Genomic DNA, 16,442 nt, shown 5'->3' on the forward strand with positions numbered 1-16,442 from the left:
CCTCAGGACTCTCGGACGGCGGCGGCCATGGCGTGCAGGGCGGCCGTGTAGGTGTCGATGAACTGCTCGGCGGTGCTGTCGGTGACCAGCGAGCGCTGGTGGTCCACGGCGAGCAGCACCCGCTGCGAGACCGGGTCCTGGATCACCGAGGCGCCGAAGGCGAAGCTGTTGGGTTCGTGGCGCAGGGTCGGCTCGCTGCCGATCCGGCCGTCCACGATGCGGGCCGAGCTGAGCCGGCCCAGGGCGTGGAAGCGCAGGTAGCCGAACTGGCTGTCCAGCGCGGTGTCGGTCATCAGCCGGGCCAGGCGGGCGAAGGGCACCCGGCGGTGCGGCATCATGTCGAGCTCCTCCCGGTGGACCTCGCGGGCCAGGGCGAGCAGGTCGTCGGTGGGCTCGCAGCTCAGCGGGACGGTGTTGAGGAACAGCCCGTAGACCTCGGTGCCGCCGAGCCGTTCCAGCCGGCCGTTGACGGCCAGGCCGGTGGTGACGCGCCGTCGCCCGGTGATGGCGGCGAGGGCGTGCAGGTGGGCGGCGAGCGCGACCGACTTGACGGGCACGGCCAGCGCGTCGGCGACCAGCCGCAGCTGTTCGGGCGCCTCGGGCAGCACCCGCTCGACGGTGCGCGGCGCCTCGTGCACGTCCTCGCTGCCGGGGAACAGCTGGCCGCTGACGCCGGACAGCCTGCTCCCCCAGTACGCGAGCGACTGCTCGTCCCGGGCGGCCTGCCGTTCGACGGCCACGAAGTCGCGGAAGGCGGTGCGCGGCGGCGGGGTGGGGGCGCCGAGCGGGTCGGCGGCGAGGACGGTGTGGCGTTCCAGGATCTCGGTGAACAGCGAGGTGAAGCTCCAGCCGTCGAGGATCGCGTGGTGCTCGGAGATGGTGAGCTGGAAGGCGTCCTCGGCGAGGCGCTGCACGGTGATCCGGAACAGCGGCGGCGTGGTGAGGTCGAAGGGCGTCCACCGGTGGGTGTCGAACACCTCGCGGATCGCCGCGTCCTGGTCCGGTTCACCGCGCAGGTCGGCGAACTCGACGGGTGCGGGCAGCCGGCCGTGGACGAGTTGCAGCGGTTCGCCGTAGCCGGACAGGTCGAGGCCGGTGCGCAGCACCGCGTGGCGCTCCATGGCCTCGGCGACGGAGCGGCGGAAGGCCGGTTCGTCGAGGTCGCCGGAGATCCGGTAGGAGTTGACGTTGTGGTAGCTGTCGGTGCCGCCGGCGATCTCCATGTGGAAGACCATGGAGAGCTGCATGGACACCATCGGGTAGGCGTCGACGAGCCCGGGCGGCAGGTCGGCGCGGTCCTCCGGGGTGATCAGGGCGAAGGGCTCGTGGGCGTCCGGGCCCTGCTCGACGGGCTTCGCCAGCGGCAGCAGGGCGGCGACGGTGGGGGCGTTGAAGACGTCCCGCAGGCTCACCCCCCAGCCGCGCTCGTGCAGCGCGCCGGCGAGCTGGACGGCCCGGATGGAGTCGCCGCCGAGGTGGAAGAAGTCGTCGTGGACGCCGATGCCGTCCACTCCGAGGACCTCCGTCCAGACGGCGGCGAAGGCCTCCTCCTCCGGGGTGCGCGGCTCGACGTGGCGGCCCGCGGTGGCCGCGCTGCGCTGGCCGGGGGCGGGCAGCGCGGCGCGGTCCACCTTGCCGTTGACGGTGAGCGGCAGCGACTCCAGCACGGTGAAGCTCGCCGGGACCATGTACGGGGGCAGCGAGCGGCCGAGGAAGGCGCGGACGTCGGCGGGCTCGCGCCCGGTGACGTACGCGGCGAGGCGGTCCTCGTGCACGGTGACCACGCAGGCGTCGACGTCCGGGTGGGCGGCGAGCGCGTTCTCGATCTCGCCGAGCTCGATCCGGAAGCCGCGCAGCTTGACCTGGAAGTCGGCGCGCCCGATGTACTCCAGCCCGCCGCCGGGCAGTCGCCGGGCGACGTCGCCGGTGCGGTAGAGCCGGGCCCCGGGCGGGCCGTACGGGTCGGCGACGAAGCGGCCGGCGGTGAGGCCGGGGCGGCCCCAGTAGCCGTGGGCGAGGCTGCCGCCGCCGATGTACAGCTCGCCGGCCACGCCGGGCGGGCAGGGCCGCAGCCAGTCGTCCAGGACCTGCGCGCTCAGGTGCGGCATCGGCGCGCCGATCAGGCTGCGCTCGAAGCCGGCGCCGCCGGCCAGGTCGTGCGTGGTGACGTGGACGGTGGTCTCGGTGATGCCGTACAGGTTGCAGAGGCGGGCCGGGGGCGGCGGGTCGAGCTCGAACCAGCGCTGGACGACGGCCGGGTCCAGCGCCTCCCCGCCGAGCATGATCCACTTCAGTGCGGGCAGGGCGCGCGGGCTTCGGCGCAGGACGGGTTCCAGCTGGCGCAGCGCCGAGGGGGTGAGGCAGAGGAAGGTGACCCGCTCCTCCTCCAGCAGCTGGGCGAACTCCTCCGGCGAGCGGCTGGTCACGTACGGGACGACGACCAGGCGGGCGCCGTGCAGCAGGGCGCCCCACATCTCCCAGACCGTCCAGTCGAAGGCGTAGCTGTGGAAGAGCGTCCAGGTCTCCTGCGGGCCGAAGCCGAAGTGCTCCTCGCCGTCCGCCATGAGCCGGCTGACGTGCTCGTGGGCGACGGCGACGCCCTTGGGGCGGCCGGTGGAGCCGGAGGTGAAGATGATGTAGGCGACGTCGCCGGGGCGGCCGGCGGCCGGCGGGCGGGTGTCCGGCCGGACGGCCAGGTCGGCGGCCTCGGCGGTCAGGTCGTAGACCTGCCAGGGGCCTTCGGGCACCCGGTCCGGGCGGTCGGTGACGACGAGGGCGACGTCCGTGTCGCCGAAGACGAGCGCGGCCCGGTCGGCGGGGGCGGCCAGGTCCACGGGCACGTACGCGGCGCCGGTCTTGAGCACGCCGAGGACGGTGACCAGGACGTCGGCCGTTCGGTCCAGCAGCATGCCGATGCGGTGGCCGGGGCCGGCCCCACGGGCGCGCAGCGCGTGCGCGAGGCGGTTGGCCCGGCGGTCGAGCTCGGCGTAGCTCAGGGTGCGGTCGGGGTCGCTGACGGCGGACCGCTCGGGGTGGGCGTCGACGGCCCGCTCGAACAGGTGGTGCAGGCAGTGGCCGGGGGTGTCGGTGGCCGGGACGGCCTCGGCGGTGCGGGTGGTCAGCCGCAGCACGGTGGCGTCGGGGTCGTCCAGGGCCGCGGTGAGCAGGGCGTCGAACTCGGCGGCCAGCCGGCGGACCGTCCCGGCGTCGAACAGCTCGCTGCGGTACTCGGCCTCGCCGCGCAGCTCGCCGCCGTCGAAGACGGACCAGGTGAGGTCGAACTTGCTGGTGCCGTTGGAGCGCACCCGGCTCTCGGCGGTGGCCGGGCCGAGCGCGAGTGGGGTGCGGTCCTCGCCGTGGGCACCGAACACCACCTGGACCAGCGGCGGATGCTGCGCGCTGCGGGCGGCGCCGAGGTGGTCGACCAGCTGGTCGAAGGGCACGTCGAGGTAGCCGTAGGCCTCGAAGGCGACGTCCTGGACGTGCTCCAGCAGGTCCCGGAAGCTCAGTGCGGGCGCGAGCCGCAGGCGCAGCGGCAGCAGGTTGACGAAGTAGCCGAGCAGGTGCTCCAGTTCGGGGCGGTCGCGGGTGGTGACCGGGGTGCCGATCACCAGGTCGTCGGCCCCGGTCCAGCGGTTCAGCAGCAGGGCGAAGGCGGCCAGTTGGACGGTGAACGGGGTGACGCCCTCCGTCTCGGCCAGGGCGCGGACCCGCGCCGCCGTACCGGGGGCGAGGCCGAACTCCTCGGTCCGTCCGGCCGCGCCGCGCTCGGTGGGCCGGGGCCGGTCGGTGGGCAGCTCCAGCAGGGCGGGTGCGCCGTCCAACTGCTCCTTCCAGTAGGTCAGGTGCTCCTCGAACGAGGTGTCGAGCCCCTCCTGCGCGTAGTCGGCGTACTGCACGGTCAGCTCCGGCAGCGCGGCCTCGCGGCCCTGCACCGCCGCGCCGTACAGCTCGGCGAGTTCGCGCGCGAAGACCTCGGCGGACCAGCCGTCCCAGACGATGTGGTGGACGGTGAACAGCACCGCGGTGCGCTCGTCCGCGAGCCGGAAGGCCTCGGCGCGCAGCAGCGGGCCGGCGGCCAGGTCGAAGGGCTCGGCGCAGCGGGCGGCGAGCAGCTCCTCGAGGCGTGCGGCCCGGCCGGGGTCGTCGAGCGGGCGCAGGTCGGTCACCGCGAGCGGCACGGCGAGGGTGTGGTGCACCTGCTGGTGGGGGCCGTCGGGGTGCAGCGCGAAGGTGGTGCGCAGCGCCTCGTGCCGGGCCACCAGGGCGTCCAGCGCGCGTTGGAGCAGCGGGAGGTCGAGCGGGCCGGTGACGTCGACGGTCCAGGGGGTGCAGTAGGTGACGGCCTGCGGATCGAGGCGGTCGAGGAACCAGAGGCCGCGCTGCAGCCCCGAGACGGGCCCGGTGCGCGCCGGGTGGTCGGACGGGCTCACGGCCTCGTTCCCTTCGGATGCGGTACGGCCCGTCATCGGGCGGCCAGTCGTTCGGCGATGGCGCTCACGGTCCTGGCCCGGAACACCAGTTGCGGGGGGACGCGGGTGCCGGTCTCCCGGGACAGCCGCATCGCGACCCGGACGGCGGCCAGCGAGTTGCCGCCGATCCGGAAGAAGTTGTCCTCGCGGCCGACCTCGGCGAGTTCGAGCACCTCGCACATCGCGTCGGCGACCAGCCGTTCGGCCCCGGTCAGCGGCTCGGAGGCGGCGGCCCGGCGCCCGGCGGGGGCGGGCAGCGCCTTCCGGTCCACCTTGCCGTTGTGGTTGAGCGGCAGCGCGTCCAGGACGTCGACGGTCGCGGGCACCATGTGCTCGGGCAGCAGGCCGGCCAGGTGGTCGAGCAGCGCGTCCGGATCCGGTGCGTCGGCGCCGACGGTGACGTAGGCGGCGAGGCGGTGATCGCCCGGGGCCGGCTCGTGGACGGTGACGGCGGCCTCCTGGACGGCCGGGTGGCGGGTGAGCGCGTCCTCGATCTCCCCGGGCTCGACCCGGAAGCCGCGGATCTTGATCTGGTCGTCGATCCGGCCGGTGACCTCCAGCAGGCCCTCGGCGTTGACGTAGCCGAGGTCGCCGGTGCGGTAGAGGCGTTCGCCGGGGGCGCCGAACGGGGAGGCGACGAAGCGCCCGGCGGTCAGCCCGGGCCGGCCGAGGTAGCCGTAGGCGAGGCCGGCGCCGGAGGCGTACAGCTCGCCGGTCACACCGGGCTCGACGGGGCGCAGCCGCTCGTCCAGGACGAGGATGCCCTTGCCGTTCAGCGCGACGCCGATCGGGACGGAGCTGCCGGTGACGTCCGCGGGGCCGACCTCGTGGCAGGTGGTCAGGCCGAGGCTCTCGACCGGGCCGTAGCCGTTGGCGACCACCAGGCCCGGGTGGTTCTCCAGGGCCTTGGCCACGTGGGTGACGGAGGCCCGCTCGCCGGCGGTGATGGCCAGCTTGAGGCCGTCGAAGGTCTCCGGGAGCTCCTCCAGCAGGAAGTTGAACAGGCTCGCGGAGAGCTGGAGTTCGGTGACGCCGTGGCGGCGGGTCAGCTCGGCGATGGTCTGCGGGTCCGGCCGCTGGCCGGGCTGCAGGACGCACGCGCCGCCGAAGCAGAGCGCGCCGTAGAGCTCCAGGGCGAAGGCGTCCCAGGAGACCGGCGAGCACTGCAGCCAGACCTCGTCCGGGCCGAAGCGGGCGTAGTCCTGGCCGAGGTAGGTGGTGGTGAGCGCGCGGTGCGGGACGGCCGCGCCCTTGGGGCGGCCGGTGGAACCGGAGGTGAACATCACGCAGGCGAGGTCGGCGCCGTCGACCGGCAGGCCGAGGTCGTGCGCCGCGTAGCGGGCCAGTTCGGCGGCCGAGGCGTCCAGGTCCACCTGGCTCCGGACGGCGAACGGCACGGTGGCGTGCCGGTGGGTGATCACCGTGGTGGCGCCGGTGTCGGCGACCGCACCGGCCAGCCGCTCGGCCGGGAAGTCCGGGTCGAGCAGGGTGTAGGCGGCGCCGGTCTTGAGTGCCGCCAGCAGTGCGGTGACCATCTCGGGACCGCGGTCGGCCAGCACCGCGACGGTGTCGCCGCGGCCGATGCCGAGGCCCACCAGGTGGCGCGCGAGCCGGTTCGCGGCGGCGTTCAACTCGCCGTACCTGACGGCCCGTTCGCCGGAGATCAGGGCGGTGGCCTGCGGGGCGCGGGCGGCCTGCGCCTCGAACAGGGCGTGCACCGGCACGTCGAGGGCGGCGGCCAGGGTACCCAGCCACTCCTCGCACAGGCCGGCCATGGTGGCGGGCCCGAAGAGGTCGCTGTCGTACTCGAAGCGGCCGGTGAAGCCGGTGCCGCGGTCGTCCACCGAGACGGACAGGTCGAAGCGGGAGACCGGATTGGAGTGCAGTGCGCGGGTGACCTCGTGTCCGCCGACCGTGAACGGCCGGGTGTCCAGCGGGTGCAGCTCCAGCAGCACCTGGCAGAGCGGGTTGCGGTCCTCGGGACGCTCGTCGAGCACGGCGTTCGCGATGTCGTCGAAGGGGACCTCCTGGTGCCGGTAGCCGCCGATCGCCACCTCGCGCACGTGCTGGACCAGCTCGCGGAAGGAGGCGCCCTCCGCCAGCTGCAGCCGCAGCGGCAGCAGATTGACGAAGTAGCCGATCAGACCGTCGAGTTCGGCCCGGCCGCGCACGTTCACCGGCGAGCCGAGCAGCAGGTCGCGCTGCCCGGAACGGCGGTGCAGGGTCAGCGCCAACCCGGCGAGCAGCACCATGAACGGGGTGGCGTCCTCGCTGCGGGCGAGCGCCCGGACGGCCTCGGCCACCGGGTCCGGCATCGTGAACCGGTGGAAGGCGCCGCGGAAGGCCTGCTCCTCGGGCCGGGGCCGGTCCGGCGCCAGCGCCGGGGCGGTCGGCGCGTCGCGCAACTGCTCGCGCCAGTAGTTCAGTTGGCTGTCGACGGTGTCGTCCTGGTACTGCCAGGTGGCGTAGTCGCCGTACTGGACGGCGAGTTCGGGCAGCTCGGCGGGGCGTCCCTCGGCCAGCGCGGCGTACAGCTCCTGGAGTTCGGCCTCCAGCACGGGCAGCGAGCCCTCGTCCCAGACGATGTGGTGGAAGAGCAGCAGCAGCGTGGTCGCCCCGCCGACCCGGAGGACCCGCGCCCGCACCAGGGGCCCGGACGCCAGGTCGAAGGGCTCCAGCGCGGCCTCGGCGACCAGGTCGTCCACCCGGTCGGCGGTGGTCTCGGTGAGCGTGAACGGCAGCTCCACGGCCGGGTGGACGACCTGGCGCGGACCGTCCTCGGCGAGCTCGAAGGTCGTCCGCAGGCTCTCGTGCCGCTCGACCACCCCCGTCAGCGCCCGCCGCAGCAGCTCGGGGTCGACCGGCCCGGCGAAGCGGAACACCCAGGGCACCACGTAGGTCGGCGCGTCCGGGTTCCACTGGTCGAGGAACCAGAGGCCGCGCTGGAACTTGGACAGCGGGGCCTCGGCGGCGCCCGAGCGGACCGGTGCCGGGCGCCGGCCACCGGCCGCGGAGGTCACCGCGGCGGCGAACTCGGCCAGTGTCGGCGCGTCGAAGATGGTGTACGGCGACACCATGCCGAAGACGTCGAAGACCCGGCCCACCACCCGCACGGCGGTCAGCGAATCGCCGCCCAGGTGGAAGAAGTTGTCGTCGGCTCCGACCTCGGGCACCCCGAGCACGTCCGCCCAGACCGCCGCGATCAGCTGCTCGGCGGGGGTGCGCGGCGGCCGGCCCGTCGGCCGGCCCCCGGGCGCCGCCTGCGGCTCGGGCAGCGCCCCACGGTCCACCTTGCCGCCGGCGGTCAGCGGGAAGGCCTCCAGCGCGGTGAGCGTCGCCGGGACCATGTGCTCGGGCAGCCGCTCGGCCAGCCAGGCCCGGGCCTCGGCGTACGGCGGCGCGGCGCCGGTCACGTACGCGGCCAGCCGGCCCTCGTGCGCCACCACGACGCAGCCGGTGACGCCGGGGTACCCGGCCAGCACCTGCTCGATCTCGCCGGGCTCGACCCGGAAGCCGCGGATCTTCAGCTGGTGGTCGCCGCGCCCGAGGAACTCCAGCGGTCCGTCCTCGGTCGTCCGGCGCACCACGTCGCCGGTGCGGTACATCCGCGCGCCGGGGGCCTGCGGCCGGTCGGCGCGGGGGGCCGCGGTCGGGCCCGTCTTCGGGTCCGTCGTCGGCTCCGGGAGCAGCGCCGCGAACGGGTCCGCGACGAAACGGCCGGCGGTGAGACCGGGACGGCCGAGGTAGCCGGAGGCCAGCAGCGGCCCGCCGACGTACAGTTCGCCGGCCGTGCCGGGCGCCACCGGCCGCAGGCGCTCGTCGAGCACGTAGAGCCGCCGCCCGCCGATCGCGGTGCCGATCGGCACGCCGGCCTCCGGCTGATCGTCGGCGAGCCGGTGGGTGGTGGCGGTGACCACGGTCTCGGTCGGCCCGTACGCGTTCAGCAGCGGCACCCCGGTCCCCGCCCGCCAGGCGGCCGCGGTGGCGGGCTCCAGCTTGTCGCTGCCCGAGATCATCAGCCGCAGGGTTCGCGGCACCCGGCCGCCCAGGACCGCCACCACGTCCTGGAAGTAGCCTGCGGCCAGGTTGGCGACGGTGACGCCCTCGGCGTCCAGCAGGTCCAGCAGCGCGGCCGGCGCGAGGATCCGCTGCTCCGGGAGGACCAGGCAGGCCCCGGCGGACAGCGTGCCGAGCACCTGCTCCACGGCCACGTCCACCGTCGGACGGGCGAACTGCAGCACCACGTCCCGCTCGGTCAGGCCGAAGGTCTCGACGACGGCGGCCAGGTGCCCGGTCAGGGCGGTGAGCGGAACGTGCACGCCCTTCGGCCGGCCGGTGGTGCCGGAGGTGTAGATGACGTAGCCGGCGCCCGCGCCCGTCCCGCCGCCGAGTCGGGTGAGCTCGGTGAGCTCCTCGCCGTCGAGGGCGAGGGAGGCCCCGGCATCCTCGGCGATCCAGCGGTTGCGCTCCTCCGGGGCCTCACGGTCCAGCGGCAGGTAGGTGGCACCGGCCCGCAGGACCGCCAGCAGCGCGACCACGTGGTCCAGCCGGTCGCGGCCGGTGACGGCGACCGTCCGCCCGGGGTCGAGCCGGGCGGCGAGGTCGGCGGCCAGACCGTCCAGCTCCCGGTAGCCGATGGTCCGGCCGCCGGTCCGGACGGCCGGTCGCTCCGGGAAGCGGCCGACGGCGGCGGCGAACGGCGCGAATGCGGGCGCCGTGAATTCAGTGGGGAAACCGCGTGAGGACATCATCCAACCCCAGATCGTGAGAGAAATCGGCGACAAAAGCGACGATAGGCAGAATTCGACAGGCCTATCGGCAGAATGAGCGGAAGGAAATCGGCAGTTTCCCGTTGCCGCCTTCCGGGCAGGCCACGACTACCGGGCCGCGGTGATTCCGAACCCCTCGGGGGACCAGACGTCCTCCCGATCCAGGGCCTGGGGGGCGTATTTCCCGAGCGCACTGATCAGCAGCCGGAGTTCCAGCTCCAGGCATTCCGCGAAACGGCGGAGCCCGGATTCCCGGTCCTCCGCGACGGCGAGCAGCGCCGCCCGCCCGAGGCCCACCGCACGGGCCCCCAGCGCCAGGCTCTTGACCGCCCGGGCGCCTTCCCAGATCCGCCCGGAGACCAGCAGGGACGGCGGCGGCGCGGCCGCCAGTCGGCGCAGGCACTCCGCGAGCGGCAGTCCGACGTGCGGCAGGAACACTCCGGGCGCCCAGCCGGTGCCGCCCTCCGCGCCGTCCACCACGACGGCGTCCGCTCCGGCCTCGTGCGCCACCCGGGCGGCCTCGGCCACGTCCCGGCCGGGGTAGAGCTTCACCCAGATCCGCACCCGCGGGTAGTTGTTGCGCATCAGCCGGATCTGCTGGCGCAGGATCTCCGCGGTGAAGGTGCCCGGGGTCGCGGCGCGCAGCACCCGCCCGTCACCGAACAACGGGTCCAGCCCGAAGCGGTCGCCGAGCGCTGCGGCGGCCTCGGCCTCCAGCACGGTCATCCCGCCCAGGCCCGGCTTGGCCCCCTGGCCGACCTTCAGCTCGAAGGCCAGGCGCCCGGATTCGAGCAGCGGCAGGGCGGCCGGATCGCTGTGGACGAGGTTCCAGACCTCGGCGTCGGCGTCCTCGGTGCTCTGCTGCACGGCCACGCCGCCGAGCCCGTCCGGGAGTTCCTCGGTGTAGGCGCGCAGCCGGCCCAGCAGCGTGCGGTCGGCCGCTTCGCCGAGCCGGCCGTAGCCGTTGACCGGCACCACGTTCTCGCCGATCACCATCGGGATCCCGAGCGCACCGGCCTGCCGGCTCAGGGCCAGCCCGAGGTCGCCGCCGGCGGCCCGGGTGGATCCGGTCGCGGAGACGTACACCGGCAGCGCGGAGGCGAACCCGCCGATGGCGGTGACGAGTTCGACGTCCTGGTAGGTGGGCTCGCGGCCGAGGTCGATCAGCTTGGCGAGTCGCTGCGGCAGGAACAGCGGCGGGACGATCCGCAGCGCGTCCAGTGCGTCCGGCGCCGTCGCCCGGTCCGCCGCCTCCGGTCGACCGGCGCCGAACAGCACGTGTCCGTACTCCTCGGCGGGCGGGAACGCGGCGGCCGCCCCGGCGCGGGCCCGCTGCCGGACCTCCTCCTCCGGGAATCCCGGTGCGCTGAGGTCGCTCACGGGGACACCACCCCGGCGAGCTTGGGGAAGGCGCTGGCCTGCCAGACGGCGTCCAGCCCGGCGACGTACCGGGTGAACCGCTCGACCCCGATGCCGAAGCCCGCGCTGGCCGGCACGCCCTCGCGCACCAGGTCCAGGTACCAGCGGTACTTCTGCGGGTTCTCGCCGGTCTCCCGCATCCGGGTGACGATCTCCGCGTAGTCGTTGGTGCGCTGGCTGCCGCTGCACAACTCGCCGTAGCCCTCGGGCGCGAGCAGGTCGAAGTTCCGCAGCAGGCCCGGGTCGTCCGGGTGCTCGCGGTCGTAGAAGCCGCGCGAGCCCTTCGGGTAGTCGGTGACGAAGAACGGCCGGTCGCGCCTGGCCGACAGCAACGCCTCGCCCTCCCAGTCGAGTTCGGCCTCGGCGCTCTGCGGGTGCCCGATGCCCCGCAGTTCGGCGACCGCCTCCGCGTGCCGGATGCGGCCGAAGGATCCCTTCAGGAGTTCGGCGAACGCCTGCGGTTCCCGGCCGAGTTCGGCGAACTCCTTGGGCAGCTCGCGTACCGCGCTGTCGACCATGTGCACCACCAGGTCCTCGGCCAGCTGGACCACGTCGTCCCGGCTCGCGCCGGCGACCTCCACGTCCAGCTGGTGGAACTCGGCCAGGTGCCGGCTCGTCCCGGCGGTCTCCAGCGGCTCCAGGCGGACGTTCGGGGCGATGCAGAAGATCCTGTCGAAGGCGAGCAGCGAGGCCTGCTTGTACAGGATCGCGCTGGTCATCAGTTTGTAGCGGTGGCCGTAGAAGTCGATGTCCACCTGCTTGGAGCCGCGCGCGCCGGGGTCGGTGACCGGTCCGATGATCGGCGGCAGCAGCTCGGTGAAGCCCAGGCCGCGCAGGAACTCACGGGCTGCGGTGAGCAGGTGCTGCTGTATCCGGAGCGCGCTGCGGGTGGCCGGCGCGGTCAGGTGCCGGCCGGGATCGGTCGGGGGAAGGGGCGTGGAGTCTGACATGGCGGGTCCTCTTCTCTCGCGGGGTGTCTGTTCTCGTGGAGCGTCCGTGGATCTCGGTCGTGGAGCGCCGGTCGGGTGCGTCGTCAGGAGGTGCGTCATCGGGCGGTGCATCAACGGCGGTGCGCCAACGGCGGTGCTACCGGGCGGATCACCGCACGGCGGGAAGGCCTCGGGCTGCGGGCGCGGACGAACGCACGTCCCGGCCGTCGTAGCGCCGCTGGACGTGGGAGAGGGCGGCCAGCAGCCCGGCCGAACCGAGGATCGGCGGGCGGCCGCCCTCGACGAGCCCGGCGATCGGCATCGAGCCGACGGCGGACCACAGCAGCCGCCCGTCCGGCCCCAGCGAGCTGCGCGTCCGCCCCGCGTTGTCGGGGTGCAGGCAGTACGGCACGTCCAGGTAGCCGGCCGCGAACGCCCGCACCAGGGCCCGCCCGAGGTCGGCGTCCAGGTCCAGCACCGCGCCGATCAGCGCCCTGGCCTCGGCCTCGATCCCGGTGTCCGGCGGCGCGGCGGGCCGCGGGCGGGCGCGCTCCGCCGAGGCGGCCGCGGCGGCGGTCTCCAGCGCCCGGACGTTCTCGGCGACGGTCGGGATGCGGTGCGCCTCGGCCGTGGTCTTGACGATCAGCCTGGCCGCGCCGCCGCGCACGGCCAGCCGCGCCGCGTCCTCCAGCAGCAGCAGCGCGCCACCGGGCGAACGCGGGTACACGCCCATGTACGCGTACACCACGAGGTGCCGGTCGACGTCCGCGAGCAGTTCGCCCGCGATCCGGCCGAGCGCGGCCAACGCCTCCTCGTCCTGGCGGGCGTTGGCCTGCTGGGCGTAGCTGAGCGAGATGCTGCGCAGCCCGTGCTGGCGGAAGAACAGCGCCTCCAGCACGCTGATGGCGATCAGCAGCGAGGGCGGGCAGAGCTGGCCCATCATGCAGCCGCCGAAGGTCTCCAGGTGCGGCTCGGCTCCAAACTCCCTGATGGAGGCGAGACGTTCGCAGCTGCGCCGCCAGCAGTCCACCGCTTCGTGGAGCGGGGTGCGGCCGTACGGCAGGCAGTAGGAGACCGGTCCGCCCTCGGTGGCGTCCAGGCCTGCCGCCAGCAGCGCCTCGAAGATCCGCTCCGGCGCGGCCGACCCGTGCCGGACCTGCACCGGGAAGCCCGCGTCCGCCACCCCGCGCAGCACCGCCCGGGTGACCTCGACCGGGTGGGTGGCGATCGGGTAGCCGTTGAGACCCGCCCCGACGGCCAGTGCGTCCCGCGCGGCCCTGAGGTCGCCGGTGCGGGTGTAGCTGTCCAGGGTGATGGTGCCGACGGTGACCGCGGCCGCCCCCCGGGTGGCGAGCAGGCCCGCCCGCATCCGGTCCGCCCCCGCCATCCCCATCCGGGGCTGGACCACCAGTGCGCCGGCCTCCGCGGCCTGCGCCACGAACGCGCCGAACCCCGTCACAGCAGGACCCGGGGACGCAGCCCGCCGACGAACTCACGGAACCCGGCCACCGAGGCGCCGTCCTCGAAGACGGCGTCGAAACCGGCCGCCAGCAGCGTCCGCTCGCGGTCGGGGTCGTCGGCTCCGGCGATGCCGAGCTTGCCGCCGATGACGGTCGGCGTGCGGCGCAGTTCCGGGCAGGCACGCAGGACCGGGATCACTCGCAGGCCCTCCTGGTGGCCGTGCCCGTTGACACTGCTGATCACGATCAGGTCCGGCGCGATCCGGCGGCATTCCGAGAGCAGCAGCGCGTCCGGGACGCATGCGCCCAGATTCGTCACCCGGTGCCCCAGTTCCTCCAGCAGGAACTGCAGGAACACCAGGTTCCAGGTGTGCGAATCCGAGGCCATCGTCGTCACGACGATGTCCAGCCCGCCCTGTTCGGCCTGTCTGTGATCCACAACTCAACCCTCATCGGTAGAGATCGTCGATGGAATTCCGCCGACGCCCCGGCCGGCGGCCCGGGAATTCCGGCGCGTATTCCGCGAAGACCCGGCCCCGCGGAGAACGTTAGGAACGATCGGGTCCGGCAAGCGGCAGCTCATGCGGCAAGAAGCGGCAGAATCGGCAGGATCGGCGCCCGGCCGGCGAACTGCCGCCCGGCCGGCGCACGATGGTCAGCCCGCGACGGCCAGCAGCGGGACGTCCCCACCCGGTGCTAGCCGGAGACCCCGCTCCTCCCGGACGAGGCGCCGGCACAGGTTGAGCACCGTGAAGCGCACGCCGTCGCGGGCGGGCACGCTGCGGATCAGCCCGCGCGACAGCAGTTCGTGCACCGTCGCCAGGCAGGTCTGCAGCGCCCAGCCGCTGCGGACCGCCGCGTCCTCCCCCGACCAGTCCCCGGGCTCGTCGACGAGCACGTCGAGCAGGGCTCGCTGACGCTCCGTCAGTCGCCGGATCGCCGGCTCCACCTCGTCCCGCACGTCACCACGTGCGCCGAACACCACCGGCGGTGCCGCCAGCGTGAACGGGACGGCCGTCAGCCGGGCCACCAGCTGGGCGGTGGACTGCACCAGCGCCCACCCCGCCGCGCGCTCCAACGCTCCCGGCAGGCCGTCCAGATGGCGGCAGAGCTCCGCGACGGCGGGAGCCTCGGAGCGCTCCAGGGTGTAGCCGGGGCGCAGCCTGCACAGGTGTGAGAGCAGCAGCCGGACGGCGCCGACCTGCGCCAACGCCTCTGGTTCGGCGTCGAGTTCGGGGGCCGGGACGGGCAGCGGCGCGAGCGGGATGACCTGGCCCCCGGGCAGCGGCCGGGCCTCCCGGGCGGTGATCAGCACCCGCAGCCCGGGGCAGTGGCGGAACAGCCCGTCGAGCTGCCCGGCGTCCACCCCGCCGTCGGCACCGTCCAGCACCAGCAGCGCGGTCCGGTCGCCGAGCTCCCGGACGATGTCGTCCGGCAGGCCGCGCCAGGGGTGCGGAGCGCCGCCGCAGTCCACCCACTGCACCGACCAACGGGCGCTCAGGTGCAGTCGGCGGGCCACCTCCAGGGCGAGCCGGGTCTTGCCCACCCCACCGAGTCCCACCAGCGAGACCAGCCGGTCCCCGTGCACGGCGAAGGCGTCGGCCAGCACCTCGGCCTCCATCTCCCGGCCGACGATCGCCCCGCGCGCCACCGGCGGGGCGGCCGGCTCGGCCACCGGCTCGTCCGCGAGCGGGTGCCGGCGGGCGGCCTCCTCGAAGTCCGTCCGGCCGCGACCCTCCAGCCGCAGGGCGTCCGCCAGCAGCCGGACGGTCTCGTTGCGGGGCCGGCGCACCCGGCCACTCTCCATGTCCCGGATCGCCCGCACGCTCAGGGTCGCGTGATCGGCCAGGCACTGCTGGGTCAGCCCGATCCGCTCACGCCGTAGCCGCAGCAGCTCGCCGAAGCCCGCCGCCGTCCTCACCGCCTGCATCGACTGCCCGCCGTCCATACCTCGTCTGCCCTTCGTGGTCCGGACTCCAACTGGGGTCGGGCCCGGCGGCGGCATCAGCATCGGGCACCCGCGCGGCCCGTGGTCCGGCCGTACGAGCCCCGGTGGTCAGGCTGTGGCCTCCGAACCGGTTCCCTCCGGTTCCCGATGCTCCAGGCTCGCCGTCTATGCCCGATCAACGGTCGATCACCGGCCCCACCCACGACCTTCACCCCGGCCTCACAGCCCGTCCGACCCTGGTCGGAGCCGGTTCCCGGCTTCGCGACCGCGACCTCGTAGCGGCGCCCGCGGCCGGGCCCGCCGGGCGCGACCACTCGGCGTACACGGCCCGCTGAGTTCTGAGACAGGATCGGGATACTTCCCGCACCAGACGGTGAACGACCCACGCTTACGGTGATCACACACCGGTGAACCGCACCGGCCGACGACAGCAGGAGAGCCTCATGCGCACGCGCCGCCTCGCCCTCACCGCCGCCGCCGTCGCGGCGCTCGCCGCCACCGCGACGGCCTGTGGGCCGGACAACAGCGACGCGGGCTCCACCGCCGCCAGCCCCGCGGCCACCGCCGCCGGCGCGGCGCCCACCGCCGCGGCGCCCACCGGGGCCGCGCCGACGAAGGCCGCCACCACGCCCAAGTCCCCCTCCGCGCCCTCCTCCCCCGCCGCCGACAAGAGCGGGTCCGGCCAGACCTGCGGCGCCAACGACCTGGTCCTCGGCGCGAAGGCCGAATCCCAGGCCGGCGGCTACATCCTGATCACGGCCAAGGCCAAGCCGGGCATCACCTGCACGCTCCCCGGAACCCACCCCACCATCGCGTTCGGCTCGGGCGGCATCGAGGCCGGCAGCGCCGAACACGCCACCGGCGATCCGATCACCCTGAGCGGCACCAGGACCGCGTACGCGGGCATCATGACCAAGACCACCAAGGACAACCAGGCGGTCGAGTTCACGGACGCCATCGTCGGCATCGGCAACGCCGACCCGAACCCGGCCAGCGTCCCGGTCGGCAGGACCCCGGTCGACAAGCCGATCGTCACCAACTGGCACACGCTCCCGAAGGACGCGGTCCCGGGCCTCTGACGAGCACTCACCAACCGTCGACAGTCCGCCTCCAGCCGCAGGCTCCACGGCCTGCGGCAAGAATCGACACCGTGCAGCAGCACCGGTCCGACCACCTGAGGCAGCCGGCCCGGACGGTGAGGCACGCGACCGAATCCCGAGGCCCGGTACCCCACCGTCGATGACCTCGCGTCCGCCGTCGGGGGGGGGGGGGGGCGCGGGGGCCCCCCCCCCCCCCCGGGGGGGGGGGGGGGGGGGGGGGGGGGGCCGGGGGCGGGGGGGCCGGGGGGGGGGGGGGGGGGCGGGGGGGGCGGGGGGGGGGCGGGGGGCGGGGGGGGGGGGGGGGGTGTGGGTGCGGGCGCGCTCGTCGCGGTGGCGGACCGGCCC

8 protein-coding genes are annotated in these 16,442 nt (G+C 74.6%); 1 reads left to right on the top strand and 7 read right to left on the bottom strand.

From position 1 onward, the window contains the following. Positions 1 to 2 precede the first annotated feature (2 nt). The 7 genes from ACIO5E_RS33595 to ACIO5E_RS33625 all read right to left on the bottom strand — a co-directional run bounded on the left by ACIO5E_RS33595 (position 3) and on the right by ACIO5E_RS33625 (position 14,997). Positions 3 to 4,433 carry an amino acid adenylation domain-containing protein gene (locus ACIO5E_RS33595; protein ID WP_400675311.1) on the bottom strand — a complete coding sequence of 1,477 codons (4,431 nt, stop codon included), beginning with the start codon at positions 4,431 to 4,433 and terminating at the stop codon, positions 3 to 5. A gap of 32 nt (positions 4,434 to 4,465) precedes the next feature. Beyond that, positions 4,466 to 9,223: an amino acid adenylation domain-containing protein gene (locus tag ACIO5E_RS33600; RefSeq protein ID WP_400675313.1), complete on the bottom strand. Its 4,758-nt coding sequence runs from the start codon at positions 9,221 to 9,223 to the stop codon at positions 4,466 to 4,468. Between the two features lie 126 nt (positions 9,224 to 9,349). Beyond that, positions 9,350 to 10,621: a glutamate synthase-related protein gene (locus tag ACIO5E_RS33605; RefSeq protein WP_400675316.1), complete on the bottom strand. Its 1,272-nt coding sequence runs from the start codon at positions 10,619 to 10,621 to the stop codon at positions 9,350 to 9,352. Beyond that, positions 10,618 to 11,610: an asparagine synthetase A gene (locus ACIO5E_RS33610; protein WP_400675318.1), complete on the bottom strand. Its 993-nt coding sequence runs from the start codon at positions 11,608 to 11,610 to the stop codon at positions 10,618 to 10,620. Before ACIO5E_RS33610 ends, ACIO5E_RS33605 begins: the two co-directional genes overlap by 4 nt. Positions 11,611 to 11,758: 148 nt before the next feature. Then, positions 11,759 to 13,048, bottom strand: a complete 1,290-nt coding sequence (locus ACIO5E_RS33615; RefSeq protein WP_400675321.1) for a methylaspartate mutase — start codon at positions 13,046 to 13,048, stop codon at positions 11,759 to 11,761. Next, a complete protein-coding gene (locus tag ACIO5E_RS33620) occupies positions 13,045 to 13,488 on the bottom strand; it encodes a cobalamin B12-binding domain-containing protein (RefSeq protein ID WP_400675323.1) in 444 nt (147 codons plus the stop codon). Before ACIO5E_RS33620 ends, ACIO5E_RS33615 begins: the two co-directional genes overlap by 4 nt. A gap of 216 nt (positions 13,489 to 13,704) precedes the next feature. Beyond that, positions 13,705 to 14,997: a helix-turn-helix domain-containing protein gene (locus ACIO5E_RS33625; RefSeq protein ID WP_400675326.1), complete on the bottom strand. Its 1,293-nt coding sequence runs from the start codon at positions 14,995 to 14,997 to the stop codon at positions 13,705 to 13,707. Between the two features lie 443 nt (positions 14,998 to 15,440). Between ACIO5E_RS33625 and ACIO5E_RS33630 the strand changes: the two genes are divergently transcribed. Then, positions 15,441 to 16,076: a hypothetical protein gene (locus tag ACIO5E_RS33630; RefSeq protein ID WP_400675328.1), complete on the top strand. Its 636-nt coding sequence runs from the start codon at positions 15,441 to 15,443 to the stop codon at positions 16,074 to 16,076. Positions 16,077 to 16,442: the final 366 nt, after the last annotated feature.

Source organism: Kitasatospora sp. NPDC087314 (genome assembly GCF_044744365.1).
Taxonomy (GTDB): domain Bacteria; phylum Actinomycetota; class Actinomycetes; order Streptomycetales; family Streptomycetaceae; genus Kitasatospora.

Coding starts and splice junctions, on each gene's coding strand:
- ACIO5E_RS33600 (WP_400675313.1), bottom strand. CDS start 9,223: ATGATGTCCTCACGCGGTTTCCCCACTGAATTCACGGCGCCCGCATTC.
- ACIO5E_RS33610 (WP_400675318.1), bottom strand. CDS start 11,610: ATGTCAGACTCCACGCCCCTTCCCCCGACCGATCCCGGCCGGCACCTG.
- ACIO5E_RS33625 (WP_400675326.1), bottom strand. CDS start 14,997: ATGGACGGCGGGCAGTCGATGCAGGCGGTGAGGACGGCGGCGGGCTTC.
- ACIO5E_RS33630 (WP_400675328.1), top strand. CDS start 15,441: ATGCGCACGCGCCGCCTCGCCCTCACCGCCGCCGCCGTCGCGGCGCTC.